General features: G+C 43.8%; 23 protein-coding genes. 17 read left to right on the forward strand and 6 right to left on the reverse strand.

The window, feature by feature from the left end:
* Positions 1 to 589: 589 nt before the first annotated feature.
* Positions 590 to 2,059 carry an FAD-binding oxidoreductase gene (locus tag N693_RS0106730; RefSeq protein WP_253271161.1) on the forward strand — a complete coding sequence of 490 codons (1,470 nt, stop codon included), beginning with the start codon at positions 590 to 592 and terminating at the stop codon, positions 2,057 to 2,059.
* 11 nt (positions 2,060 to 2,070) lie between these two features.
* Complete coding sequence (locus N693_RS0106735) at positions 2,071 to 2,601, forward strand: hypothetical protein (RefSeq protein WP_025784039.1); 531 nt, start codon at positions 2,071 to 2,073, stop codon at positions 2,599 to 2,601.
* Between the two features lie 131 nt (positions 2,602 to 2,732).
* Here N693_RS0106735 and N693_RS0106740 read toward each other — a convergent pair whose 3' ends face one another.
* A complete protein-coding gene (locus tag N693_RS0106740) occupies positions 2,733 to 4,082 on the reverse strand; it encodes a nucleobase:cation symporter-2 family protein (protein ID WP_025784040.1) in 1,350 nt (449 codons plus the stop codon).
* A 184-nt stretch (positions 4,083 to 4,266) separates the two neighbouring features.
* Here N693_RS0106740 and N693_RS0106745 point away from each other — a divergent pair, with 184 nt between their 5' ends.
* The 8 genes from N693_RS0106745 to N693_RS0106780 all read left to right on the forward strand — a co-directional run bounded on the left by N693_RS0106745 (position 4,267) and on the right by N693_RS0106780 (position 13,495).
* A complete protein-coding gene (locus N693_RS0106745; RefSeq protein ID WP_025784041.1) occupies positions 4,267 to 5,241 on the forward strand; it encodes an aromatic ring-hydroxylating dioxygenase subunit alpha in 975 nt (324 codons plus the stop codon).
* Positions 5,242 to 5,353: 112 nt separating this feature from the next.
* Entirely contained in the window at positions 5,354 to 6,088 is a 735-nt protein-coding gene (gene msrA, locus N693_RS0106750; RefSeq protein ID WP_025784042.1) for a peptide-methionine (S)-S-oxide reductase MsrA, read from the forward strand.
* Between the two features lie 14 nt (positions 6,089 to 6,102).
* Positions 6,103 to 7,347, forward strand: a complete 1,245-nt coding sequence (locus N693_RS0106755) for an amidohydrolase family protein (RefSeq protein WP_025784043.1) — start codon at positions 6,103 to 6,105, stop codon at positions 7,345 to 7,347.
* Positions 7,348 to 7,434: 87 nt separating this feature from the next.
* A complete protein-coding gene (locus N693_RS0106760; RefSeq protein ID WP_025784044.1) occupies positions 7,435 to 8,022 on the forward strand; it encodes a histidine phosphatase family protein in 588 nt (195 codons plus the stop codon).
* Positions 8,023 to 8,776: 754 nt separating this feature from the next.
* Positions 8,777 to 9,229: an OsmC family protein gene (locus N693_RS0106765; RefSeq protein ID WP_025784045.1), complete on the forward strand. Its 453-nt coding sequence runs from the start codon at positions 8,777 to 8,779 to the stop codon at positions 9,227 to 9,229.
* Positions 9,230 to 9,345: 116 nt separating this feature from the next.
* On the forward strand, positions 9,346 to 10,254 hold the full coding sequence (locus N693_RS0106770) for an acetamidase/formamidase family protein (protein ID WP_025784046.1): 909 nt from the start codon (positions 9,346 to 9,348) through the stop codon (positions 10,252 to 10,254).
* Positions 10,255 to 10,389: 135 nt separating this feature from the next.
* On the forward strand, positions 10,390 to 12,990 hold the full coding sequence (locus tag N693_RS0106775; RefSeq protein WP_025784047.1) for a DEAD/DEAH box helicase family protein: 2,601 nt from the start codon (positions 10,390 to 10,392) through the stop codon (positions 12,988 to 12,990).
* Positions 12,991 to 13,051: 61 nt separating this feature from the next.
* Positions 13,052 to 13,495 (forward strand): small multi-drug export protein, encoded by a 444-nt coding sequence (locus N693_RS0106780; protein ID WP_025784048.1) that lies wholly within the window; start codon positions 13,052 to 13,054, stop codon positions 13,493 to 13,495.
* Here N693_RS0106780 and N693_RS0106785 read toward each other — a convergent pair.
* Positions 13,485 to 13,925 carry a hypothetical protein gene (locus N693_RS0106785; RefSeq protein ID WP_025784049.1) on the reverse strand — a complete coding sequence of 147 codons (441 nt, stop codon included), beginning with the start codon at positions 13,923 to 13,925 and terminating at the stop codon, positions 13,485 to 13,487. The two genes, N693_RS0106780 and N693_RS0106785, sit on opposite strands and share 11 nt — an antisense overlap.
* A gap of 724 nt (positions 13,926 to 14,649) precedes the next feature.
* Here N693_RS0106785 and metK point away from each other — a divergent pair.
* From metK to speB, 5 genes are read left to right on the forward strand one after another with little or no spacing between them, the layout of a single operon-like run.
* Positions 14,650 to 15,831, forward strand: a complete 1,182-nt coding sequence (gene metK, locus N693_RS0106790) for a methionine adenosyltransferase (protein ID WP_025784050.1) — start codon at positions 14,650 to 14,652, stop codon at positions 15,829 to 15,831.
* Positions 15,831 to 17,321: an aminotransferase class I/II-fold pyridoxal phosphate-dependent enzyme gene (locus N693_RS0106795; protein WP_025784051.1), complete on the forward strand. Its 1,491-nt coding sequence runs from the start codon at positions 15,831 to 15,833 to the stop codon at positions 17,319 to 17,321. The genes metK and N693_RS0106795 overlap by 1 nt, the downstream gene beginning before the upstream one ends.
* Before the next feature lie 2 nt (positions 17,322 to 17,323).
* Complete coding sequence (gene speD, locus N693_RS0106800; protein WP_025784052.1) at positions 17,324 to 17,758, forward strand: adenosylmethionine decarboxylase; 435 nt, start codon at positions 17,324 to 17,326, stop codon at positions 17,756 to 17,758.
* A complete protein-coding gene (gene speE / locus N693_RS0106805) occupies positions 17,755 to 18,609 on the forward strand; it encodes a polyamine aminopropyltransferase (RefSeq protein WP_025784053.1) in 855 nt (284 codons plus the stop codon). The genes speD and speE overlap by 4 nt, the downstream gene beginning before the upstream one ends.
* The gene (gene speB, locus N693_RS0106810) at positions 18,593 to 19,459 is read left to right on the forward strand and encodes an agmatinase (protein WP_371257548.1); all 867 of its coding nucleotides are present in this window, start codon (positions 18,593 to 18,595) and stop codon (positions 19,457 to 19,459) included. Before speE ends, speB begins: the two co-directional genes overlap by 17 nt.
* 58 nt (positions 19,460 to 19,517) lie before the next feature.
* Here the strand turns inward: speB and N693_RS0106815 are convergent, their stop codons facing one another.
* Entirely contained in the window at positions 19,518 to 20,750 is a 1,233-nt protein-coding gene (locus tag N693_RS0106815; protein WP_025784055.1) for an MFS transporter, read from the reverse strand.
* 418 nt (positions 20,751 to 21,168) lie between these two features.
* Here N693_RS0106815 and N693_RS0106820 point away from each other — a divergent pair, with 418 nt between their 5' ends.
* Complete coding sequence (locus N693_RS0106820) at positions 21,169 to 22,233, forward strand: permease (RefSeq protein ID WP_025784056.1); 1,065 nt, start codon at positions 21,169 to 21,171, stop codon at positions 22,231 to 22,233.
* Positions 22,234 to 22,359: 126 nt separating this feature from the next.
* Positions 22,360 to 23,061 carry an SDR family oxidoreductase gene (locus tag N693_RS0106825; RefSeq protein ID WP_025784057.1) on the forward strand — a complete coding sequence of 234 codons (702 nt, stop codon included), beginning with the start codon at positions 22,360 to 22,362 and terminating at the stop codon, positions 23,059 to 23,061.
* 45 nt (positions 23,062 to 23,106) lie between these two features.
* On the opposite strand, the gene N693_RS0106830 is transcribed toward N693_RS0106825, so the two are convergent.
* Genes N693_RS0106830 through N693_RS0106840 form a run of 3 tightly spaced genes read right to left on the reverse strand, consistent with a single transcriptional unit; the run spans position 23,107 to position 26,674 of the window.
* Entirely contained in the window at positions 23,107 to 25,002 is a 1,896-nt protein-coding gene (locus tag N693_RS0106830) for a PTS fructose transporter subunit IIABC (protein ID WP_025784058.1), read from the reverse strand.
* Positions 24,999 to 25,928, reverse strand: coding sequence for a 1-phosphofructokinase (gene pfkB, locus N693_RS0106835; RefSeq protein WP_025784059.1), 930 nt, complete (start codon positions 25,926 to 25,928; stop codon positions 24,999 to 25,001). Before pfkB ends, N693_RS0106830 begins: the two co-directional genes overlap by 4 nt.
* Positions 25,925 to 26,674: a DeoR/GlpR family DNA-binding transcription regulator gene (locus tag N693_RS0106840; protein WP_025784060.1), complete on the reverse strand. Its 750-nt coding sequence runs from the start codon at positions 26,672 to 26,674 to the stop codon at positions 25,925 to 25,927. Before N693_RS0106840 ends, pfkB begins: the two co-directional genes overlap by 4 nt.
* Positions 26,675 to 26,839 lie beyond the last annotated feature (165 nt).

The following is a 26,839-nucleotide window of genomic DNA, read 5'->3' on the forward strand; positions in this document are numbered from 1 at the left end:
ATGTAGCAATATTCTTGTAAGTATAGAAGCAACTTGTTCATCATATCTAACGCGTAATGAAAAGTATGTCGGTTCTTGGGGGGGTTCTAAATTGCTCTTAAATTGTGACGTAAATGTGTACGAAGTTTTATTATTCTGTCTAATAGGACAGCTTGGTACAAATAAACTTTTACTTCCTAGAATCCCTGGCAGCGCTATTTCACGCACACATCTTTATGCTTGAACGAAGTTTAATTTTTAATCGGGCGAAAGAGTAAAACTTAGTGGATCTAGTAGGAGTGTTGATGGAGGAATAGGTACACTAGACTTTATCGTAAGACTGTCTAGATTTCCCCTATCCTGTTTCCTCATATTCCCTTTGTAGCATTCGAAGATTTGTGAGGATGAGTACTTAAACAAACGGGAGTCATTATGGAAGCTGTGATAATTGATAGAACATTATAAACTTAAAAAAGGCACCGATACTTTATTGTACAGTGGCTCTTCTTTGGGCAGTAGAAATGAAAATATAAGATTCTTTTTTGTTGCTGCATTGTATAATGAAATCAAAACTATGAAAATTCCCAATATGACGATAAAAGGGGTTACTATGCAAAGGTTTATGGAGTTACTTAAAAAACCATGGTTTTTAGGAAGTCTAGTTGTTGTTTTTGTGGCTGTCGTTTTATGGAACATCCCGATAGAAAAAAGGAAATATGGGCTCTCTCAAGGGAGTTTAGTAACAGATTATACTGGACTTCTTCCTGAACGGGTTGAACGAGTAGTTAAAGCGGATGACCGGAAAGATTTGCAAAGAATTGTCAAAGAAGCAAACGAAGATGGACAGAAAATCTCGGTTGCTGGATTGCAACATTCGCAAGGTGGTCATACATATTATAAAGATGGTGTCGTTCTAGATATGCGCACTTTCAATCGGATACTGGAAATTGATGAACGGCAAAAAACTATTCGCGTAGAAGCAGGAGCCTCGTGGGAAGATGTCCAAGAGGCCATACAACCTCATGGATTAGCCTTGAAAGTGACTCAATCCCAATCGATTTTTACGATAGGAGGTTCCCTTTCAGTTAATGCGCACGGGCGGGATATCCGCTTTGGTTCGATGGCGGAAACCGTAAAGGAAATGACGTTATTAACCCCTTCAGGAGAGATCAAGAACATAACCCGGGATGACCCAGATGAATGGATGAAGTACGTATTTGGGGGATATGGATTGTTTGGTGTGATATTAGATGTGACATTAGAATTAACGGAAAATGACCTATACACGATTCATACAGAAAAATTGAAAACGAATCAGTATGAGTCCTATTTTAAAGAGTTATTGGACCAACGGAATACAGCGATGCACTATGCCAGAGTAAGTGTAGCGCCTAGTACTTTTTTAGAAGAAATGGTTGTCGTCAATTACGATTACACAGAAAAACAGGATCATAAAACGGTGCTCAAAAATGAACAAGGTGTTCGACTAAGTAAGCTAGCACTTGATGTAGGACGACAAGGCGGGGCTTTGGAAGATTTGTTTTGGGGAACACAAAAGCAATATATTGGTTCTCTCGATGGAAAAGAAATTACCCGGAACAATGTAATGCGCTCGGAATCCACATTTATGGAATATACGAAGCCAGGGCGGGTCGAAGTGTTGCAAGAGTTTTTTGTTCCAGTTCATGCCTATAAGGACTACATAAATGATTTAAAGCAAGTGATCCCAGCAAACGACAGAAATGATGATTTCAAAATCCATAATATTACAGTTCGCTATGCGGCAAAAGAAGACTTCACGACATTGAATTATGCCAAAGAGGACATGTTAGGTTTGGTTGTATTGATTCAGCATGGGCTAGAGGAAGAGGAAATTGCCGACGCTACATCACTCATCCAGAGTTGGACCAACTTAACCCTCGAACACGGGGGAACCTATTACCTGCCTTACTATCGTTATCAAACGAAAGAACAATTCAGGAGTTCTTACCCTGGCTGGGAAGAATTTGAGGAGGAAAAATTACGAAAAGATCCAAATAACGTTTTCCAAAATATGTTTTATGAGTATTACTTGAAGTGAAGGAGCACAGTATGAGTCATAAAAGTGCACGGTATCTACCGCTTGTTGTTACGGTGGGGCAGGTTGTTATTTTCCCATATTATATAATTTGGCTGAAACAAGTATCTTTGACATTTACATTATTTGCATGGTTTTTTGCGTCATTTTCCTTTGCAGCCGCATGGGGTTACCGCATCTATCAAACAAAAAAGAATAAGGACCACTCTTATCTATTTATTATTTATGCAACCATGGGAAGTGTTTACATACTTATTGGCTATATAAAGAATTCGTATGAATACCTCCCTTATGTTGTGCTTCCATTGCAAGTCATTCTTGGCTTGCTACAAGGATACTTCCGTGCTTGGCATTCTGAACAGGACACGTACCATTTACACGCGGTTCATCACTATTTGATTGTCGGCTTCATGATGATTGGTTTTAGTTTTATTAAGATTATTTCCCCTGTTGTCTTTATTACGATTTTTGGTTTCTTACTGTTGGTTTGTGGTTTTTGGGAATTTACCAGAAGAGGAAAGTTGAGCGTATCTAAAAAAGTCTAGACGCATGTTGAACGATGCGGTTAGAATCTCCTCCTGACACAGACAGTAAACATTTATAAATACACGGAAAAGACCGCTAATGAGTTGCTGATTAGCGGTCTTTTGATATGGAAGGATTGCACATGGATTTTCTAATTTGTCTCTTTTACCTGGTCCGTTTGTTTTTGTCCTAAGTTTTTATCCACAGGAATAATCAAGTTTAGAATGACCGTCGCAAGTGCACCGACTGAAATTCCTGAAGAAAGAAGGTAATTTGCCCAGTTCGGTACGGTTGCTAAGACTTCTTTAGGAAGCACAGTAACTGCTAATGTAAGTAAAATCGGAACACCGATGACAATCATATTGCGGTCGTCAATAATGATTGGTTGAATGATCTTCATACCATTCGTGACAATGGCAACACAGACAATCCCGAAAATCCCGTTAATGACGGATTCAGGGATGCAAATAATGATTGCTGACAATTTGGGGATGAACCCAAGTAATACAAGGATGAATCCGCTCGCCATGATGACCATACGGCTTCCGACTCCTGTAATTGCAAGAAGTCCCGCGTTTGATGAATATCCAGTGAGTGGTGTACTACCGAATAGGGAGCCTACGAAGCAGCCAAGACCTTCACCGAACGATGCACGGTTTAAACGCTTTTCATCCAATTCTTCTTCTGTAATCGTCGAAACGACGAACCACGTTCCGGTCGTTTCAAGTAGGATGATCAAGTAAACGAGCATCATCGTGAGGATAGCGCCAATATCGAATACAGGCTTTCCGAATGGCAGTAATGTCGGAAGCGAGAACCATGCAGCTTCTTTTACCGCTGTGAAGTCAAGGGGATAAAAGAAACTGGCGGCAATTGTACCAGCGACAATTGCAAGAATGACAGAAACGAGTCGGAAAAACGAGCCGAAGCGTGGCAATCTCTTGCCAAGTACCATACATGTTACGAGGACACCTGCAGAAATTGAAGCAATCGCTACGTTTTGACCGATGGTACCTTCTGCAAAGTAAATATTGTTCAATCCAACTGGCATTAACGAGATACCTACGATAATGATGACCGTTCCTCCAACAATTGGGGGAACAATTTTACGGACGGTTTTTGCGAAAACTTTCAAGGGATAGCCAAGGAGTGCAATCATGATGGCTCCAGGAATGAGACTTCCTGCAATGGCGCCGAGTCCTAGCTTACCGCCAATTGCGGCAATGGCACCGATGGGTACATAAGATGGACCTTGAACAACTGGAAGCTTTAAGCCAAAACCAGTTTGAATGAGCGTTGCAAGTCCAGTTGCAAGGAAACACATTTGAACGAAGAACGAAGTATTTTCGGTACTTAACGATAGTAAGCCCGCTACGATGATGGGCGCTATGTACAAATCCATTGCGAGTACGTGCTGTAATCCGAGTGCGATCGCTTTAGGATAACTAACTTTCTCATCAACACCGATGAGCAGACCATCTGGGCGTTTCTTGGACAACATGAACACTCCTTAGTTCGTTTTTGTTGAGGTATAGATTGGAGTATAAAGAATAGAATTCGATTTGTACAGTCAAATTACGAACATTTATATATTTTTTTAAGTATTGGTTCGCGTTTTTGGGTTGACCAAACTGAATTCCTTTCGTACACTTGGAGTAACCAAGAGAATGGAAGGGGATCTATCCATGTTGAAAGATACAGCGTTACAAGAAGAGTGGCTCGTTGCTTGTCGATCTCAAGATGTCCAAGAAGCACCTATTCAAATTGTATTAATGGGAGAACGACTTGCGATTTTCCGAAATAGTAAAGGGGTACATGCATTTAAGGATTTATGTATACATAGAGGAGCTGCACTATCACTCGGAGAAGTAAAAAATGATTGTCTTGTATGTCCATATCATGGCTGGGAGTACGAAGACGAAGGGGATTGTGTGAAAATCCCTCAGTTACCAGAAGGAAAATCGATTCCAAAGAAAGCTAAGGCAGTTACCTATTCATGCGTCGAAAAATATGGATTCATTTGGGTGAACCTTGCTGGCAACGAACCTGAGTTCTTTAAGTATCCAGAGATGGAGTCAGATGAATGGAGAAATGTCATCTGGGGTCCCCAGGAAGCAGAAGCCCTTCCGCCGAGGATTGTTGAAAACTTCTTGGATGTAGGTCATCTAGCTGTCGTTCACCAAGGCTTTCTCGGTGAAGAATCACATCGTGAAATTGAACCTTACAAGATGAATGAAGTAGATGGAAGAATGTATTCCGATGAAATCCGTATTTTCCAACCGGATGCGGATGGAACTGGCGTCGCAAAATACGTGTATTATACGTATGAGATTGTACGGCCACTCACCGTGCGTTTTACAAAACGAGATGCGGAAAATGACACGTTGATGACGATTTTGTTAACGGTTCGTCCGATGTCGGAAACGCATTCTGTGGCGTATGGAATTTTGTCATTCAACTACGATACAGGGCAGACAGATGAAGAAATCATAGAGTTTCAAGATATGATATTCGCTCAAGATAAACCAATCGTACAAAACCAGAAACCTGAGGAACTCCCACTTGATTTACAAGTGGAATTATCTCTTGTATCGGACAGAGTCAGTATTGCGTATCGTCAGTACTTGAAAAAACGCGGTGTCGTTCTTGGTACAGCTTAATAGGTTTGGAAAAAGCTATCCGAATTGGATAGCTTTTTTGTGTTGTGTGATAAACTGATAGAAAGAATATTCGATTTGAATGACAGAGAAACAATGGAATAGGAGGGACCTTATGGTGAAACGTGGAGTGATATTGTTGTCTTTGATTTGTACGGGTTTCCTTCTAGCTTCTTGCAGTTCCAATGTGGGTAGACCGAGTACGGAGCCTGAACCGGAAGACGGCTATGTGTTGAAAGATGATGTGACCAATATTAATGAGCACTTGAACTTTGAAGATAGTGAATTGCACAAAATTTACTTTGCTGGAGGTTGTTTCTGGGGAGTGGAAGCGTATTTTGCAAGACTCTATGGGGTGCAAGATACGGTTTCCGGATATGCCAATGGAACAGGAGAAAACCCAAGCTATGAAGACGTTATCAAAGGGAACCAGGAATTTGTTGAAACTGTAGAGGTCACGTACGATCCTGATCGGATTTCGCTGGAATCTCTCATTGATCATCTGTTTCAAGTGATTGATCCGACAGCGAAAGACAAGCAGGGGAATGATGTAGGTGTTCAATATCGTTCAGGAATTTATTTTTCAGATGAAGCAGATGCAGAAGTTGTAAAAGAAGCTGTGAAAGACGAGCAGCAGTTCTATAAAAAAGACATTGTAACAGAAGCGATACCACTCGATAATTTCTATAAAGCTGAAGAGTTTCATCAAGACTACTTAGTGAAGAATCCGAATGGCTATTGTCATATTAATTTACATGCGTTAGATGATGAAAAAATCCAACCGATTATCCGTGACGAAGAAATACTAAAGCAGTTGAGTAAACCGAAAGAGGACGAAGAGACGAACTAATGGAGGAATGCTCGATGAAGACGGTGCTTATTAGAAATGCACGGATCCGGGATGATCAGGATCTGCAGGACATTTGGATTGAAGAGGGGATCATCCAGAAAATTGGATCGAGGCTATCTGAAGATGCAGACCGAGTAATAGACTGTGAAGGAAGGGTAGTTCTTCCGGGTTTAATTGAAGGGCATATTCATCCTGATAAAGCGTTTTTAGAGGAAAGGAAGCCTAATATATCTGGAACACTTGAAGAGGCGATTAAAAATACAGGTGAACTGAAAGTACAATATACGTATGAAGATGTGTATAGACGCTCTGAAAAAGTACTGAAGTGGGCAATTGCTAAAGGCACAACTGTAATGCGTGCCCATCCCGATGTCGATCACATCGAGAAGTTGCTAGGCGTGGAAGTGTTGCTAGATTTGAAAGAGGTCTATAAGGACAAAATCGATTTGCAAATTGTTGTCTTTCCTCAAGAAGGGATCTTGAAATCAGAGGGGACGCTTGAGCGAATGGAAGAGGGCATTCAGATGGGTGCTGATGTCGTTGGAGGCTGTCCTTACAATGAAAAGACACTGGAAGATTCCATTCGTCATTTGGAATTGGTCTTTGACTTAGCGGAAACGCATGATTTGCCGCTCGACTTGCACGTGGATTTCGCAGATCACACGGAAGATCCTCGGTACATGTTGACTGAACGTATTTGTGATATGACGATGGAGCGAGGGATGCAAGGCCGTGTGACGCTTGGTCATGTGACGAGTCTTGGATCGCTTGAGCCTGAAGAAGCATCTGCATTATTTACGAAGATTGCGGGTGCAGGAATCACGATTATGCCACTGCCCGCAACAGATGTGTATTTGAATGGACGTAATGATAAGAAAAATGTACGACGCGGCATGGCGCCAGTTCTACAGATGCTTGAACATGGGGTGAATGTAGTATTCGCTTCGAATAATATTCGGAACGCCTTCACGCCGTTCGGCAATGCAAATTTGTTATTGATCGGGTATTTGCTAGCGGAAACGCAGTTCATGGGTTCTGCAGAACAGCAGCGAACGGTCCTAGATATGATTACGTACAATGCAGCGAAGTGTCTAGGTATCGAAGGAGAGTACGGGATTGCTGAAGGGAAAAAGGCAGATTTGGTTATGTTTGAGTCGCAAAGATTGAGCGACGTGATTCAGGATCAGCCGATTGCGAACTTTGTCATTAAAGCGGGTAAAGTGATTGTGGAACAATCAATGAATCACGCGGCTGAATAAATTAAGGTATTGTTAGATTGTTTTGGAAACTTTGGGGTATGTGATAAAGTAATACACATTAAAATGTTTGAATAGGAGGCGACTTGGATGACCACAGTTGGATTTGTACGCCATGGAGTAACCGCCTGGAACAAACAGGGACGAGCGCAGGGGAGTACAGATATTCCGTTGGATGAAGAAGGAATTATGATGGCGGAACGGGCCGCAGAGCGTTTTTCTGCAGAGAATTGGGATGCGATTTATACAAGTCCTTGGCAGCGTGCAAAGCGAACTGCAGAACTAATCGGTAAGCAAATGACGCATACAGAAGTGATTGAAGATAAACGTTTGCGTGAGCGGGCTGGCGGATTGATCGAAGGAACCACAGAAGCCGACCGTTTGGAAAAGTGGGGGCATGATTGGAAGCAACTCGATCTTCAAGGAGAGACGCATGATAGCGTGATTGCTCGCGGGATGTCGTTCATCCAGGAGATTCAGCATAAGTATCCAGATGGACGAGTGCTTGCAGTGAGTCATGGCGGTTTCATCAAACGATTGTTGTCGGAGTTGTTGCCAGGAACGAAGTATGAAGAGCCGCTTGGGAATACGTCATTGACGATTATTAAGATCGGCGAGGATGAAAATTTGTGTGAGTTGTTTAATTGTACGAATCATTTGCATGAGATGAAATCTTGAAACCGGTTGCCTTCGGGGAGCCGGTTTTTTTGTGGGCATTGTCGATTGGGAGTTGTATTTGTCCGACACGCCGAGTGATTACTTCGACACACGGCGGTGCTTCTCTATCACTAAGAGTATTTTCTCCGACACTCAGCAAAGTTTCTCGATAACAGGACACAATTCAAGTGACTTAAGAGATTAATTGGGTACGCTACGTTTGTTTCAGAAAGGGCTAACTCGCTGTGAGAGAACAATTCACGTTGTCCGACACATCGAGAGGTTTGTCCGACATGCCGAGTGATTTCTTCGACACACAGCCGTGTTTCTCCATCACTATGAGTATTTTCTCCGACACTCAGCAGAGTTTCTCGATAACGGGACACAATTCACCTGATTTAAGCGATTAGTTGGGTGCGCTACGCTTGTTTCAGAAAGGGCTAACTCGCTGTGAGAGAACAATTCACGTTGTCCGACACATCGAGTCGTTTGTCCGACATGCCGAGTGATTACTTCGACACACGGCCGTGTTTCTCCATCACTAAGAGTATTTTCTCCGACACTCAGCAAAGTTTCTCGATAACGGGACACAATTCACCTGGTTTAATAGATTAATTGGGTGCGCTACGCTTGATTAGTGCGTGGCATGTGGCGCAGAAGATGTGCAATCGAAAGTTTGGGCGTCGGAATAATGCATGTACAGTACAAAGTGGATTACTAACAAGTACAATAGGGTAGAGCAAACAAGTATGACTGTAGAAGAAGAGGTGGAAGAATGGCAGAACATGAATTTCATTTGAAAGCGGTTTGGCCAGGTGGCCGTAATAGTGAAGGGTACATTGAAGCGGGAAATCTTCAAACTAAAATATCAATTCCTTCAGCGATGGAAGGTCCGAATGTCGGGACGAATCCCGATGAAATGTTACTCGGTGCAGCGGCTACGTGTTACATCATTACACTGGCAGCGATGATTGAGCGGGCTCATTTGCCGCTTGAAAACATGTCCCTGGAGTCTATCGGATTTGTCGATGTGACTATGGGTGTCTTCACATATAAAAAGATTATCCATAAGCCAACAGTTGCACTAAAACCAGAAGCAAGTCCATCTGATTTTGAAAAGCTGAATGTACTAATAGTGGAAGCTGAAAAAACTTGCATGATTTCCAAAGCTATTAAAGGTAATGTAGATGTGGAAGTTGAGCCTATCGTATCAAAATCACAAGTATAACTGGCGAGATAGGGATGTTTCCTATCTTGTTTTTTGTTAAAGCACATCTGATATTATTCGCAATCTTTGAAAAGTCTTGCTAGAATAGATGAAACTTAACGGAAGGATGATGAATAGTGACCAAAACGTTGTCGTGCCAGGATGTCATCTATGCATTCAGTAAAACACATCCACCAGTAGAGAGAATCGAATCAGGAACAACGATTGAAATTGAAACGTATGATTGTTATAAAAACCAGATCCAATCAGCGGATACGAAAATAAGTGGAATTGACTGGGATGCCATCAATCCTGCAACGGGACCGATTTTCGTGAATGGGGCTGCGCCTGGAGATGTGCTGAAAGTGACGATTCAAAAGCTGAACATTGGCAACCAAGGTGTTATGGTTACCGGGCCTGAACTTGGTGTTATGGGGCACCGTCTGACGCACCGGGAATCGAAAATCATTCCGATTGAAAATGGTGTTGCGAAATTCAACGATCGACTGTCAATTCCGTTAAACCCGATGATTGGTGTCATTGGTGTTGCGCCTGAAGGAGAACCGATTTCGTGCGAAACACCGGGGAGTCATGGTGGTAATATGGACACGAAGCTGATCACAGAAGGAGCCGTATTGTACTTCCCTGTGTATGCTGAAGGTGCACTATTTGCGCTAGGGGATTTCCACGCAGCCATGGGTGATGGCGAAGTGGGTGTTTCGGGAATTGAAGTACCAGGAAGTGTTGTCGTCACGTTGGATGTCATAAAAGATACTCCACTCAATCACCCCTTACTTGAAAATGAAAAAGGATTTACATTCCTTGTTTCGGCTAACACATTGGACGAGGCAGTAAAAATAGCAGTCGAAGAAACTGCAGACTTATTGGTAGCCAGGACAAAACTTAGTTTGGCTGAAGTCACGATGTTGTTGAGTGCAGTTGGGCAAGTTCAAGTGAGTCAAGTCGTAGACCCACTTGTAACGGTTCGATTCTTTGTTCCGCGTTATGTATTAGAGACATATGGGGCTCCACTATTAAACATATAGGTTGATTATGGGACCAGCTTCTCTATGAAGGGAGCTGGTTTTCTTTATGCGACAGGCGGTTCATTACTGAAACTTAATGTATGGAGATCCCGTATAGCAGCTATGGAAAGTTTGATAAGTGAAGGGGGTATAGCGTTGACTGTATTTAACAAAAAAATCGTTTTTTGTCACCCTTGGAGATCCTATCAGGCGCGAATTCTTGCGGAATTGGATTACCATTTGAAAAACAGACATCTCCACTTAGTCGCACCGCCAGGATCAGGAAAGACGGTTCTGGGTCTGGAAGTGATGCTTAGATTAGATGAACCTACACTCATTGTTGCACCAACGCTAGCAATCCGGAATCAGTGGATAGAACGATTTGTGGAGTCATTTTTACAGGTTTCTCAACAACCGGACTGGATTTCGACAGATTTACGAAACCCAGCTACAGTAACGGTGACGACATACCAAACGTTGCATAGTGTGTTAAAAGGGGATGACCTTGAAACCTTCTTTGCAGCATTCGATGCTGTAAACTTTAAAACCATTATTTTGGATGAAGCCCATCACTTGCGTACGTCCTGGTGGCAAAGCGCGATAATGTTCCGTGATCGGCTGGTAGAACCGAACATCGTTGCTCTTACAGCAACGCCGCCATACGATGTCGGGCAAAGGGAATGGAACAACTACATACAGCTTTGCGGTCCGATTGATGAAGAAATCTACGTACCTGAACTCATTCGTGAGGGGGATCTATGTCCGCATCAGGACTATGTTTATGCATCTGTCCCCTCGCCCGAAGAAGCAGGAATGATTGCACAGTTCCATCGGTCGGTGGATGCGTTTGTCGTCCATCTTTTATCCAATCAGGAGTTTCTGGAATTGTTAGAAGGACACCCATGGATTCGTACTCCAGAAGAGCGCATGGATGAGTTGCTTGGCAGTCCCGCATACTACTCGAGCTTGCTGTTATTTTTAAGAAAAGCAGGAATTGAAGGTTGGCAGGTGGGACTGGAGATTATTGGAGGGGATGAAAAGAATATCCCCGAGTTTTCACTCGCATGGCTTGAAGAACTATTGAATGGTCTTCTGTATAAGGATCCATTTTATGATGGTGATCATCCTGTTTTGAAGCCGATCCGACTGGAATTATCCAGAATTGGTGCGATTGAACGGCGAACGGTTTTGTTGCGTTCGAGCCATTCCATCCAGCAGACTCTGGTAAAGAGTGTGACTAAACTAAAAAGTATCGAAGAGATTGTGACGTTTGAAACTGAACAGTTAGGATCCTCTTTGCGACAAGTGATTTTGACAGATTACATCCATAAAGAGGACCTACCGACAACAGTAGATGATGAAAAACAGCTCGTTCGTCTTGGGGTTGCACCAATTTTTGAAAGACTGCGCCGAAAATTTGGCTCAGACACACGTCTAGGTGTCTTGACGGGTTCGCTCATCATTATTCCAGCCACTGCATGGCCGACACTTGCTAATCTTGCACTAAATAGTGGGGTTGAGCTTTCTTCAGTACCATTAGTGCAGGATGAAGAATACTTACAAATAGACGTCGGCTCTAATCGTCAGCAAGTAACATCCTTAATGACAGAAGTGTTTACTAGAGGTGATATTCAAGTGCTAATCGGTACAGCAGCGCTTCTTGGTGAAGGTTGGGATGCGCCTGCCATCAATTCACTTATCATCGCATCGACGGTAGGAAGTTATATGTTAAGCAACCAAATGCGGGGGCGTGCAATAAGGACTCAAACAGGAAATCCAGATAAAACTGCTGCCATCTGGCATTTAGTGTGTATTCAGCCAGTCATGGAGGGAGGAGGGCCAGACCAGATTGCCCTTGAGCGACGATTCCAATCGTTAATAGGATTGGATGCTGAACGTCCCCGGATTTCATCGGGCATAGAGAGACTCCGTTTGACGAAAAACCCTGATTCCGGGTGCGTTGTAGAGTTGCAAAATCAAACGACGCTTCAGCGAGCCGTGGATCGGACATCATTGCGGCAAAGATGGCATCAGGCGGTAGGAAATGCAGAACGTGGAGAACGGAAAGAAGAACTAGTTACGGAAAGGAAGAGAGTTCCGAAACCTTTCGTCTACGCAGCGACTGTCAAATCGCTAGTTATTGTTGGAGCGGCGGTGTTTTTTGAAACTGCTCGAGAAATAATGGGGCCATTCCCTTTCAATATATCGAAAGAACGGTTGCTGATCGCGTTTCTAGTCGGCATGGTATTAGCTTCTCCATATCTTTGGAAGTCAGGGAAAGCGATGATCCGGCATCGTTCGCTGGAACGCAGTATGATTCAAGCTGCAACTGCGGTCTATGAGACGCTGTTTCATGCTGGATTACTATCAATTCCACTGACAGAAAATCGTATTCGTACAGAGGGAGGAGAATCTGTGTCTTGCAGTTTAGATCAGGGGACGATTCACGAACAGACGATTTTCCTCAAAGCGATGCAAGAGCTACTTGACCCAATTGAGAATCCGAGGTATTTGTTAGTACGTAAGTCAAAACTTCTTTTCATCCAACGACGTGACTTCCATTCAGTACCTGAAGAGATTGGTCGTAAAAAAGAATATGCAGAGTTTTTCTTGAAAGAATGGAATCATCATGTGGATCACGCAAGTTTGACCTACACGCGAACTCATGAAGGTCGGAAAGAATTGCTGGTTGCGAGAATGGCTGCAATGTCAGCTATTTTCCTAGACAAATCAGAGAGGATTAGTGTGTGGAGATAGACGATCCCTACAAAAAGGTGAAGGATGAAAGTAAGGTCTTGTAAGTTAGGAAGGAGAAAATATGATTGAATACATACTTGTATTTTTAGGGGCAGCAGTACCCGCGCTTGAAATTGCAATCGTCATTCCGGTCGGGATTGTCCGAGGATTGTCCCCGTTCTGGGTGATTCTTTTAGCGTTTGCAGGGAATATGTTGACTGTGCTCCTACTTATCATCCTATACCAGCGAATCGAACACTGGTATAGAAGTCGAAAAGGAGAATCTACAGAAGGAGAGTCCAAACGACAACTAAGAGGAAGAAAGATTATGGATAGATACGGAGTTGCTGGACTCGCTTTAGCGGGACCGATTCTAATCGGTACGCACATTGCCGCCTTTTTTGCTCTTCTTTTTGGTGCATCCAAACGGAAGACAATCATATGGATGGCAGTCAGTATCGCGTTATGGTCGCTAATTTTTGGTATCGTAACTGCAATGGGATTTACTTTTTTCATTAAAGATTAAACAATTTAGAAACGAATGTAAGAACAGGAGCGATTATGACACCGTATACAAGAAAAATGGCCGCAAATGTCCCTAAGAGATAGAGTACCTTGTGCTTTTGGTAGGCACTCACTTCGGGTGATTCAATCAGATGGAAGGAGCGCTTTTTGTGGCAGGATTCACAGAAGAGTCGGTAAGTGACGTTTTTACGTATTTCTGATTTGTTCAGAACAACTTTCTTCACTCTCGTTTCTTTCCTTTTGAACGAAATACCGAATGTATCTGCGTAGGGAATTGTTTTAGTATGTGGGCAGTTCACAGATTCGAACGCCAACTGAAGGCCCTCGAACCAATTTTTTTGGCGAAGGGTCTTCTTATACAGCATCATCCCTGCAATTCCTACAATGAGTATGGTTAGTGGGAATGCGGAAATCATTAATATCAATTTCACTAGATATCGATCACCTTTCAGAATGGTTTGAAATACTTGATTTCCAGTCTATCAATATTCTCTTCTTGAAGCTACGGCTAACAGAAGAAGTCTATAAATGTTGAAGTAAAGGTTCAGGTATATTAGTTGTTTGGAGCGGAAGGTGGCGACTCCGGAGGGATCAACGAAGATCGAAGACCCCGCAGAAAAAGCCGTAACGAAGAACGGCTTTTGCGACCATAAGCGCAGTGTTGGGAGCACGGGGATGCCTTAATTTCTGTAAAACACACAGAAATACGGCCAATCGAACTCTTCGTGGTTCGATTGGCTGAGATCGAGCCCCTCGGAAAGCGTCCACCGGGAGCGGAAAACAACGGCGGTCAATGGAATTGTTTGAGCAAATATATATAGTTGTATATATAAATTCATAACACTATTTAACCATTTTAATTTTCATTCAATTAAATTTTGAAAATATATTGACATGAAAAACACAATCCTTTACTATTGTTTTCAGCATGAATAAAGTCATTCTTATTAGTAGCCGCGGAGACGAGGGGTCGACGATGCGGTGGCAAACCCATTCGAAAGAATTTTGGATAGGGCGCCCAACCTGAGCGCAGTTTCGTGATGGAACTGTGAACAATAAGAGGATAAGCAGCTGATGCAGATCGAAGCTTTCCTTAGGTTGTAGGAGAGCTTTTTTTGTGCTCCAAAACACATTTTTTGTAAGGAGCGGATTTAATTGGTTGAAAAGATTTTATTTACTTCAGAGTCGGTTTCAGAAGGACATCCGGACAAAATTGCTGACCAAATTTCGGATGCAGTCTTGGATGCAGCACTCGCACAAGACCCTTTTTCTCGGGTTGCGTGTGAAGTGTTTACGACAACGAACACCGTAATTGTTGGTGGAGAGATCACAACAGGAGCGGTGTTGGATATAGAAAAAATCGCTCGTCAAACGCTAATTGACATTGGGTATACGAACGATGAATTAGGGATCGATGGCAACACGTGCAACGTTCAAGTACTTGTACACACGCAATCACCGGATATCGCAATGGGCGTGGATACGTCGAGTGATACGAAAGAAATCGGTGCTGGTGACCAGGGCTTGATGTTCGGATTTGCAACAGATGAAACAGCAGGATTCATGCCATTACCAGTGGAACTCGCACATGCGCTTGTAAAAAAAGCATCTGTCCTCCGTAAAAATGGACAATTTCGATGGGCACGTCCTGATATGAAATCACAAGTAACAATTGACTATACAACGAAAGATACTCCGAAAATCGATACGATTTTAATGTCGATCCAGCATGATGGAGATTTTGACAAAGAAGCATTTGAAGCGTTCGTGAAAGAAGAAATTATCTTCAGTACGGTGAAAGAATTCAAATTACCTGAACCGATTCGTGTACTGATCAATCCAACTGGCCGATTTGTAACAGGTGGTCCTCATGGAGATGCAGGACTAACAGGACGAAAAATTATCGTCGATACGTATGGTGGCGCAGCTCGTCATGGCGGCGGTGCGTTTTCTGGCAAAGACTGCACAAAAGTCGATCGATCCGCAGCTTATGCAGCTCGATACGTAGCTAAAAACATTGTCGCAGCAGGGCTTGCGAAGAAATGTGAAATTCAGCTGTCTTATGCAATTGGTGTAAGTGAACCAATCAGTATTGCTATCGATACGTTCGGGACAGGGAATGCCGCAGACGAACAATTGCTTCGTGCTGTACGTGAAGTCTTCAATCTGACGCCTGCAGGCATTATTGACATGCTGGATTTACGGACTCCTCGTTATCAAGCAACGGCTGCATATGGACATTTTGGACGTACGGAACTAGATTTGCCGTGGGAACGGACAGACAAAGTCGATGCATTAACGCATTCTGTATATGACACTGTCGGAGCCGGGTGCTGATGAACATCGTCAAAGAGACGACAGTTCCAACAAGAACACTTCTCCAAACGGATGCGCCGCTATTTGATGCGCTTGTCCGATATGCGAATTCTGAAACAGTGTCGTTTGATGTACCTGGTCACAAAAGGGGTGCATTGAACACTCCGTTTCGAGATGCAATGGGGGCACAGGCGCTTAAAATGGACGTCAATTCAATGGCAGAGCTGGACTTGTTAAGCCATCCGAAATCGGTCATTAAAGATGCACAAGAGTTAGCTGCACAAAGTTTTGGTGCGGATCATGCGTTTTTTCTAGTCAACGGCACAACTGTTGGCATCCACGCGATGATTCTCGCTACATGTAAACCAGGTGAGACACTTCTTGTGCCAAGAAACTGTCATAAGTCGGTCATTGACGGGATGATCTTAAGTGGTGTCATTCCTGCATTCATGCAACCGGAAGTGGATGATCATTTTGGGATTTCACATGGCGTTTCAGTTGAAAACGTCGCACTAGCATTACGCGAACATCCAGCTGCCAAAGCATTGCTTATTACGTATCCTACTTATTTTGGAACGATGACAGATCTTAAGACGATTTGTAAACTAGCCCATTCAGAAGGGGTTACTGTATTGATCGATGCTGCACACGGTGCACATTTAAAAGTTCTAGATAAAATGATTGATCCAATACAAGCAGGTGCAGATCTGGTCACAACGAGTATGCATAAAACGGGTGGCTCGCTAACGCAAAGCTCACTTTTATTACTTCAAGGCAATCGCATTTCTGCGGAAAAAGTACGCCAAGTGATTCGCATGCTGCAAACGACGAGCGCCAACTACTTGCTCATGAGCTCATTGGACGCAGCTCGGAGAGAACTTATCCTACACGGAGCCGAGGCGTTTCAACGACTGAAGCCGATTGTAAACGAGGCAATTGAAGCAATCGAATTAGGTGCGCATTATGAAGTACTGAAAAATGAAAATGTCAGCAATCGTTTTCTTCAGGCGCAAGACTGGACGAAATTAGTGATTCGGGTGAATGGTCTCGGGTTGACTGGTTTTGAAGTTTATTCACTATTAAAACAACGATATGGCATTCAGATGGAGCTTGCGGAAGGGTACGTCGTTATGGCGGTAATCACACCCGCAGATACAGAAATCTCAATCGGACGTCTTACGGCAGCTTTGCTGGATATAGAACGAACTTACACAAAATCGCACATTCTCCACTCTGCATGGACAGTTATGGATTCTGTCAATGAACTCGTGATGACACCACGAGAAGCGTATTATGCAGAACAAGAGTCGGTTGCGATTGATGATGCGATTGGTCGTATTAGTGCAGATACATTGATGATTTATCCACCAGGGATTCCTTTGGTCATTCCCGGTGAACGGATTACATGTGAAGTGATCCAGCATTATAACTACTACGAGCAAGCATTCGGAAGCGTGTTATCGGGGTCAAAACAAACAGGCAGCATGACTGTCGTAAAAGGGGGATATTAACGATGAGTTTAGAATTATCGGCGCTAGGACGCCACGTGTTGATTGAATATTATGGGTGCCCGAGTGAAATTATAGAGAATAACAAAGTGATTGAGCAGTTCATGAAAGAGGCTGCAGATTACTCAGGAGCTACCATCGTTGAATCGGTGTTCCATCATTTTAATCCATACGGGGTATCGGGTGCTGTCATCATTGCTGAATCTCACCTTACGATTCACACATGGCCAGAATACGGCTTTGCTTCTGTAGACGTCTATACATGTGGGGATTCTGTAAGCCCTTGGAAAGCGGCTGATTATTTGGCTGAAAAGCTGAAAGCGAAAAAGGTGGAGTCATTTGAAGTGCCTCGTGGCATGGTCGAAAAAATTCGTCAATTTGCAGAAAAAGAGATTGAAGAAGTGACTGTGAAACCGATATTGGCAGGTGTAAACGCATGAGTTGGTATACAGAACAATGGAGCGAGGACTGCAAGTTTTCAATCGGGTATGAAAAACACCTGCACAGTGAAAAGTCACCGTTCCAGCAAATTGATTTTTATGAAGGTAAGGAATTCGGTACGTTTTTCACACTAGATGGGTTGATGATGGTCAATGAAAAAGACGAATTCATCTACCATGACATGATTGTTCACCCGGCATTTGCAACGAACCCAGCTATTAAGAAAGTGCTCGTGATTGGCGGAGGAGACGGGGGGACTGCGCGTGAAGTATTGCGCTACCCCGGAGTGGAAAAAGTCGTACTTGCTGAAATTGATGAGAAAGTATTCCGTTTATGCCAACAGTACCTACCAATTACAGCAGCAGGTGTGGAAGAAGACCCGCGCATGGAACTCGCTTTTGGCGATGGGCTTGCTTATGTCCAAAACGCACCAGACGCTTCGTTTGACCTGATTCTCGTTGACTCAACGGACCCGATTTCAGTAGGAGAAGGGTTATTCACGACAGCATTTTACAAAGAATGTTATCGTGTGTTGAATGACAAAGGAATTTTGATCAACCAGCACGAGTCCCCTTATTTCTCCGAATATGCGGAGAACATGAAGAAAGCACGTACGAAGATTAAAGAAATCTTCCCTATCGCACGGGTTTATCAATACCATATGCCGACGTATCCATCGGGCCACTGGCTATTCGGATTCGCTTCGAAGTCGCTCGATCCATTAAAGGATGCAGATGCAGATGTGTGGAACTCAATCGGTTTGAAGACAAAGTATTACAATACAGATCTTCATCACGGAGCATTTGCATTACCGAGTTATGTAGTGGAGGCGCTTGATAGTGAAGAATAATGCATTGAGTACGAACGCATTCATCGGCTGTGAAACAGTGTATGAAGAAGCGGAAATCGTATTATTCGGTTCTCCATTTGATGGGACGACAAGTTTCAGACCTGGAACTCGTTTTGCTGGCCAAGCGATTCGTCCGGATTCATATGGCTTAGAGACATATTCCCCTTATTTGGATAAGGACCTAGAAGATGCTTGCGTTTTCGACGGCGGTGATTTGGAATTACCTTTCGGGAATACAGAGCGTGTCCTTCAAGAAATCGGAACATACAGCGGTAAAGTATTAGCAGATGGTAAGAAGTTTCTCATGATCGGTGGCGAGCATTTAGTGAGCTTGCCATCTATCCGAGCGGCTTATGACACGTTTCCGAATCTGCACGTAATCCATATTGATGCGCATACTGATTTACGTGAAGACTATATGGGAGAACCTCTTTCGCATGCATCCGTCATTCGTCGCTGCCATGACTTTCTTGGCGACGGTCGGATTTTCCAGTTCGGAATCCGCTCTGGCTTAAAGAGTGAATTCGACTGGGCAAAGATGCATACACACTTGGAAAAGTTCACCCTCGAGACATTACCTGAAGTAGTGATCTCATTGAAAGACGTTCCTGTGTATGTGACGATTGACTTGGATGTGTTGGATCCGGGGACGTTCCCTGGAACTGGTACACCTGAGCCCGGTGGCATTACGTACCGAGAATTGCTTACGGCGATTGGACAACTTCAAATACTTGAAAACATCGTTGCAGCGGACGTCGTAGAGTTATCTCCACAATACGATCCGTCAGGTGCTTCGACTGCTGTTGCTTGTAAGACCATTCGTGAGATGCTACTGACGCTTGCAAAGTGATTTATATATAATAGAAGAAAGCCGTCCCGAGTGTTAAGGGACGGCTTTCGTTTTTGAATTAATTCAACTCAACAGCTGGTGTACTGTTTGTAGATGGAATCTCTTTTTTTGTATGTGAAAGTGTCAGCATGAAGATGAACGATACACAGAACAGAATCGCGAGGTAGATCATCGCGGCAGTCATATCATAGTGTTGTAAGATGTACCCGACTAGTATTGGTGAGAATCCACCGACAGCACGACCGAAGTTGAAGATTGTATTCGTCGCAGTACTGCGGATTTCGACTGGATAGAAACTGCTAATTAATGCCCCGTAACCTGCGAACATGCCGTTAGAGAAGAATCCAACGATTGCTCCGCCGATCAAAACACCAGCGCTGCCTGTTGCATAACTGTATAGGAAAACCGCTATTGCCGATGCGATTAAGAAAAGGCCGTACGCTTTCTTCGCACCAAGTCTGTCCATAATTTGACCGAAGACGAGCATTCCTGCAATCATCCCGACTGCTGTACTGATTGTCCAGAGAGCCGAGCTTGAAACGGAAAGTCCTTGAGATTGTTGCAACATGGAAGGCAACCAAATCATTAACCCGTTGTAACCTGCAATTTGGACAGTCGCCATCACTGCAAGTGTAATGGTTGTGAAGGCAATCCGAGGAGAAGCAACGAGCAAACGAAGTTTCCCGGCATTCTCTTTTTTCTTCGCGGCTTTTTTCAATTTCTGAGATTCGAGCCACTCAGGAGATTCATCCAGATTACGGCGCACGATGAATGCGAAGATGACTGGGATGATTCCGACGAAGAACAATGCTCTCCAACCGAAGGCTGGTAAAATGAGCGCGCTTAGTAGGGCTGCTAAGATCACACCGTATTGAGCCCCAACACTAACATACGAAGATGCGCGACCTTGTTTGTTTTTCGGCCAAGCTTCAGCGACAAGCGCCATTCCGATTCCGTACTCTCCGCCAGCACCAAGTCCAGCGATGAAGCGGTAGATGTAAATTTGTTCAATGTTCGTAGCAAGTCCAGTAAGTGCTGTTCCGAGTGCGAAGAGCAAAATACTGTATGTGAACACTTTAACGCGTCCGAATTTATCTGCCATGATCCCGAAGAGGACTCCTCCAACGAGCATTCCAATATTCGTGATTGACGAAATCATACCGCCTGTTGCAAAATCGATTCCGAAGTCCGCAATGATCATCGTCATTGCGAAGGAAATGAACATAATATCCATGCCTTCCAGAGTAAGACCAGCGACCGAAGCCACCACCGTTTTCTTTTGATAATTCATCCTAAGTCCCGCCTTCCTATTGTAAGGTGTTGCTCAACGTAAGAAGAATGGAACCGTTATTCACAGCGATTGCCATCCTCTTTTTGCGTCTCACAGAACGCTAATTAAAAGAGTGCGCAGTAACAAAATGTGCACAAAAATGCCCTCACCGTCTAAAGAGGACAGTAAGGGCAAAGTACGACAAATCACATGAGACGCAGCAGTGCCAGTCTCATAATCCGGTACCCTTTCCGGCCTCTCTGGACCGTGTTAAAGGAGCAATTTAATTGTTCTTATCCTACCAGAAGAATTTTAGTTGTACAAGATGTTTTTACTGGAAACAGTAATGTTGGAGTTTTCGATAAATAATTTTAAAAGCATGAGGATGCTATTAATGATATAATTATTCAGTTGTTCATTTTTTACTGGAGGTTATATCATGAATAAGACAGAAATACATCACCAAACTCACTCTAAAAGAGTTCTTCTATATAGTTTAACCTTTTTAGCAATTGCGATCATTGGTCTTACATACGTCAAATGGATGCCGTATGTGGACAAAAGTATCACCGCTATTACTACACATTCCATCGGGGACTCAATTTTAGGATCCGATCCCGACAAAGCGCAATCCGCTTCTTTTGCAGGGGCATGGGACTATGCAGTGACGTACTTTGCTGCTGTATGGAAAGCTGCAGTACTCGGAATTCTATTAGGCTCATTATTGCAAGTGCTTCTGCCGACAAATTGGCTCATCCGTGTACTTGGTAAAACTACGTTTGCAAGTACAGCTGCTGGCGGACTTGCTGCAGTACCGGGCATGATGTGCACGTGTTGCGCAGCTCCTGTAGCCGTAGGGCTTCGCAAAAAGAATGTTTCTGTTGGCGCAGCGCTTGCATTCTGGATAGGAAATCCAACGTTAAATCCAGCGGCACTTGTGTTTATGACATTTGTGTTGTCGTGGAAATTCACAGCGCTTCGGTTAGTGTTTGGACTTATTTTGACGTTTGGCGTGAGTTATCTAGCGAATCGTTTTGCACCTGCTGTAAACCCGGTAGATACGGAAAAACTATTGCAACAAGCGGCTGAAGAAGAACAAGGTTCGTTTCTTTCGCGCTGGCTGAAAAGCCTTGGTAAAATGACGCTGTACATTTTGCCTGCATACTTCCTTTCCGTTTTGTTGATGGGGGCAGTGAAAGGGTGGCTATTCCCTCAATTGGGGGAAGCCACAGGAAGTTCAATTTTACTCTTGTTTCTCGTTGCGATTGGGGGCATGTTGTTCGTCATTCCGACAGCAGCAGAAATCCCGATCATCCAGACATTCATGGCATATGGTATGGGTGGAGGACCGGCAGCAGCTTTGTTGCTAACATTGCCAGCAGTCAGTTTGCCATCATTGTTGCTCGTTTCAAAGTCGTTCCCGAAACGCGTACTCGTCTTCGTCAGTGTATCTGTCGTTGTGTTGGGCGTTGTTTCAGGAATTGTAGGGAATTATATACTGTGAAGCAAAAAGAACCGTTTTCCTATGGAAACGGTTCTTTTTTGATGAACGACACCAAAAATCCTCTATCAAGCTCGCGTCTGCGGTGTATGATACACTTTCTTCAAAGACTAGTAGGAGGGATTTTGGATGAAACAATTGATAGGGAAAACGGCAATTGTTACAGGTGCAAGCAGCGGGATTGGCTCGGGAATTGCGAAAGAACTTTCGGAACAGGGAGCAAACGTTGTTCTTGCCGCACGCAACGAAGAAAAGTTACATGAATTAGCAAAGCAGATTACAGATGACGGTGGCTCCGTACTCGTTGTGAAAACAGATGTATCCAGTCAATCAGACGTAGAAAAACTCGCCATTAAAGCGAAGGATGCATTTGGCGGTGTCGATATTTACGTCAACAATGCGGGGCAAGTACTTACTGCGGAAGTACGTTCCGGTAAAACGGAAGAATGGGAGCAAATGATTGACGTGAACATTAAAGGTGTTTTATTTGGCATCAATGCTGTTCTGCCATCTATGCTTGAAAAAGGTGCTGGCCATCTCATTAACATTGCTTCTGTTTCTGCAACAGAAGTGACGAAAACAAGTACCGTTTATAGCGCAACTAAAGCTGCTGTTCGAGCAATATCTATGGGACTTGAAAAGGAACTCGCAAAAACAGGTGTCCGTGTCACCAACATTTCTCCTGGAATGGTCGACACTCGATTAGGTGAACAATACGATTGGGGCGACCGCAAGAAACTTCAAACAGCAGACATCGCAAAAGCAGTTGTCTATGCTGTGACTCAGCCGGACTATGTCAATGTCAACGAGATCACAATACGTCCTGTTTAACTGAAAAAGCCGACTCCGCAACACGCGAAGTCGGCTTTTTTCAGTTTAAGACGCAACTGGTTTCTTCAAAACTCCCAGTAAAATTGCGGACACGATTGAACCGATGATCACGGCAAGCAAGTAGAGCATCCAACTGCCTTCCACGAGTGGGAAAACAAAGAGTCCACCGTGTGGAGCTCGCAACCCAATATTGAATGCCATCGACAGACCACCAGCAATACCAGCACCGGCCATCACAGATGGAATGACACGGAGTGGATCCGCTGCAGCAAATGGAATGGCTCCTTCTGTTATGAACGACAAGCCCATAATGTAATTCACTTTACCGGCTTCTCGCTGTTGAAGAGAATACTTGTTTCTGAATATAGTTGTTGAAATCGCAATGGCGAGAGGGGGAACCATACCAGCCGCCATGATCGCTGCCATCGGCTCGTACACGCCACTTGCGAGTAATCCTGTACCAAACAAGTAAGCCGCTTTGTTAATAGGTCCGCCCATGTCGATTGCCATCATCAAACCAAGGACAATTCCAAGAAAGACCGCGTTACCCGTTCCAAGACCAGTCAGTAAGTTGGAAATACCAGTATTGAGTGCACTAAACGGCGTATTCACTACATAATGCATAATGAGCCCTGTACCCGCGATTCCAAGTAATGGATACAGTAAAATCGTCTTGATCCCATCGAGAGAAGGGGGGAGCGATGAGAGCCATTTTTTCAAACCGACAACTAAATAGCCTCCAAGGAATCCGGCAATGATTCCGCCTAGGAACCCTGCACCACTTGTAGCAGCCATCAATCCACCGACCATACCTGGGGCAAAACCTGGTCGATCTGCAATACTAAGAGCGATGAAACCAGCTAGAACAGGAACCATTAACGCAAATGCATTCCCGCCACCAATGAGATTCAAGGCAGCTGCAAATGAATTATAGGTTGGATCATCTGGATTGGATGAATTCGGTCCGAACAAGAATCCGAGTGCAATGAGAATTCCGCCACCTATTACAAAAGGAAGCATGTTCGACACACCACTCATCAAATGTTTGTAAATCGTAGACCCAATTCCTTTAGACGATGCTGATTCATCGCCATCTTCTGAACCACTGTCTGAACCACCTTTATAAACAGGTGCGTCTTGTTTTACTGCGCGGTCTAGCAATTCCTTAGGTTTCCGTATTCCTTCCGCAACAGGAACTTCGATTACATGTTTTCCAGCAAAACGTCCCATCGAGACATTCGTATCTGCCGCAACAATGACAGCCGTCGCACGTTCAATATCCTCAGCAGTCAACACGTTTTGAGCTCCACCTGAACCGTTCGTTTCGACTTTGAATGGGATTCCGAGCTCTGCCGCTTTGTTTTTCAATGAATCCGCAGACATATACGTATGCGCGATCCCTGTCGGACAAGCGGTTACAGCTACTATATATGGTTTAGATGAGTCGACTGACGGAGGCGGCGTAGCAGCCGAAGGTTCTTCATCGTGCTGGTCGTGTTCGTCAATCAGTGACAATATCTCTTCCTTCGATGAGGCTGCGAGCAACTGCTTTCGTACGTCTTCATTCATGAGAACTGTCGACAACCGTGCGAGTGCTTTCAAATGCATGCGGTTGGCGCCATCTTCAGCGGCAATCATGAAGAATAAATGTGCTGGTTGACCGTCTAGAGATTCGTACTCAGCACCGACTTCAGACCGTCCAAATGCGATGGCGGGCACGTTAACAGAACTTGTTTTAGCATGGGGAATAGCGACTCCATCACCAATACCAGTAGTACTTTGAGACTCTCGGTGCAATATGGCTTCTTTGAAAGCGTGTGGATCATTCAGTTTGCCTGCCCGATCGAGCACATTGACCAGTTCATCGATGACCGAGGGTTTATCAGTTCCTTGCAGACCAAGTAAAATCGTATCAGCCGTCAACAATTCGGTAATTCTCATTGTCCATTCCCTCCTTCTAATGGTTTCACAACAACTTGAGGTAGCAACGCGTCAACTTGTTGTTGCGTACACAATCGATCAGAAAACGCCGTGGCACTACCGGAAGCAATACTTAGTTTAAACGCTTGTTCAATAGGTTCATCCTTTTCAAGTGCTGCGAGAAATCCTGCAACCATTGAATCCCCAGCTCCAACAGATCCTTGAACTGTGCCCTTAGGTGCATTTGCGATGAGTGAAAGAGACTCACTTACGTACACAGCGCCATCGCCAGCAAGAGATACAATAACTTGTTCGGCACCAAGGTGGACGAGCGTTTTTGCATGTTTTACTGCATCTTGTAATGAGCTTACTTCAGCTCCAACCATCTCACCCAGTTCATGATGATTCGGTTTGATGAGAAACGGACGGAAGGGTAATGTCTTCATCAAAGAAGTCCCTTCAGCGTCGACAACAAAACGAATCCCGGACTTGCTGCATAACCTTGCAAATTGTTCATAGGTGTCTTCAGGAAGCGAAGAAGGGATACTTCCAGATAGTACGAGTACATCATGAATTCCTAAGTTTTTGACTTGTGCTTTCAATTTTTCAAAACGGAGAGAGTCAATAATAGGTCCAGCTGCATTCACTTCTGTTTCTTCAGCAGCTCGTAATTTCACATTCACCCGTGTCTCTCCCTCGACAGATATGAAATTTGTAGAAATGCAGGCTTTTTGGAGTAGCCGCTCAACTTCCCGTCCAGTAAACCCTCCAGTAAAACCAAAAGCACTGCTAGGGACACCCAATGTCGTCAATACTTGAGAGACATTAATGCCTTTACCTCCAGCTAAAAAGTGATCTGAAGTCGAACGGTTTAACGCACCAAGCGATAGGGAATCGAGAGTTAGTAAATAATCTAGTGAAGGATTTAAAGTCACTGTATAGATCATTCCTGAATCACCTCCAATTTCGTATACTTCGGGAATGCTTGTAAGGACTCGAAGCTCTCACTTGTTGTTACAACGATTGCTTGTGTTAAGTCTGCGAACTTCGCAAATGCCACTTCTTGAAACTTGGAATGATCCGCCAAAATATAAGCTTCTCTTGATAATTGGATCGCTAGTTCTTTTATTTGTGCTTCTTCTTCGTCAGGAGTAGTAAACCCATAATCCGGATGAATTCCGTTCACACCTAGGAAGCATTTATCGAATCGGTAGTGCTGAAGACTATGGACTGCACCTCTACCAATTAAAGCTTTTGTTGAAGGTTTTGCAATGCCGCCCGTGAGAATCGTTTTGCATCCACGTGCAAGAAGGGCATCTGTATGAGAGATTCCATTTGTCACCACAATGATTGATGGCGGAAGAAAGGGGATCATTTCAAACACGGTAGAACCGGCATCTAAATAGACGGTATCACCTTCTTCAATATAAGAAGCTGCTATTTGACCGATATGTTGTTTTGTTTGAAGGTTTTTTGATGTTTTTTCGGACATCGATGATTCCTGTAATTTTCCTTGTAGCTTTGCTGCGCCACCGTGTATACGTTTCAGTTTCTTTTGGCGCTCCAATTCTATTAAATCCCTTCGAATAGTGGATTCTGAAGAACCTGTCTCAGTAGCTATGTCTTGCAACCGTACCGTTTGGTTATGCTGTAACATTTTTAAGATAAGATGATGCCGTTCGGTCTCTAGCATTGGAAACCCTCCTTAACCAATCTCGTTATCTTCATCATATACCTAGAGTATTCTGATATCAATCAAAAAAATCCAAAATCATTCAAAAACATTCAAAAGAGTGGAGGAGTGGTCAATAATTATTTCTTAATCCGAAATAATTATTGACCACTCTATTTTGCTTTG

Origin of the sequence: Sporosarcina sp. D27 (assembly GCF_000586555.1) — a bacterium.
Classification (GTDB): Bacteria; Bacillota; Bacilli; order Bacillales_A; family Planococcaceae; genus Sporosarcina.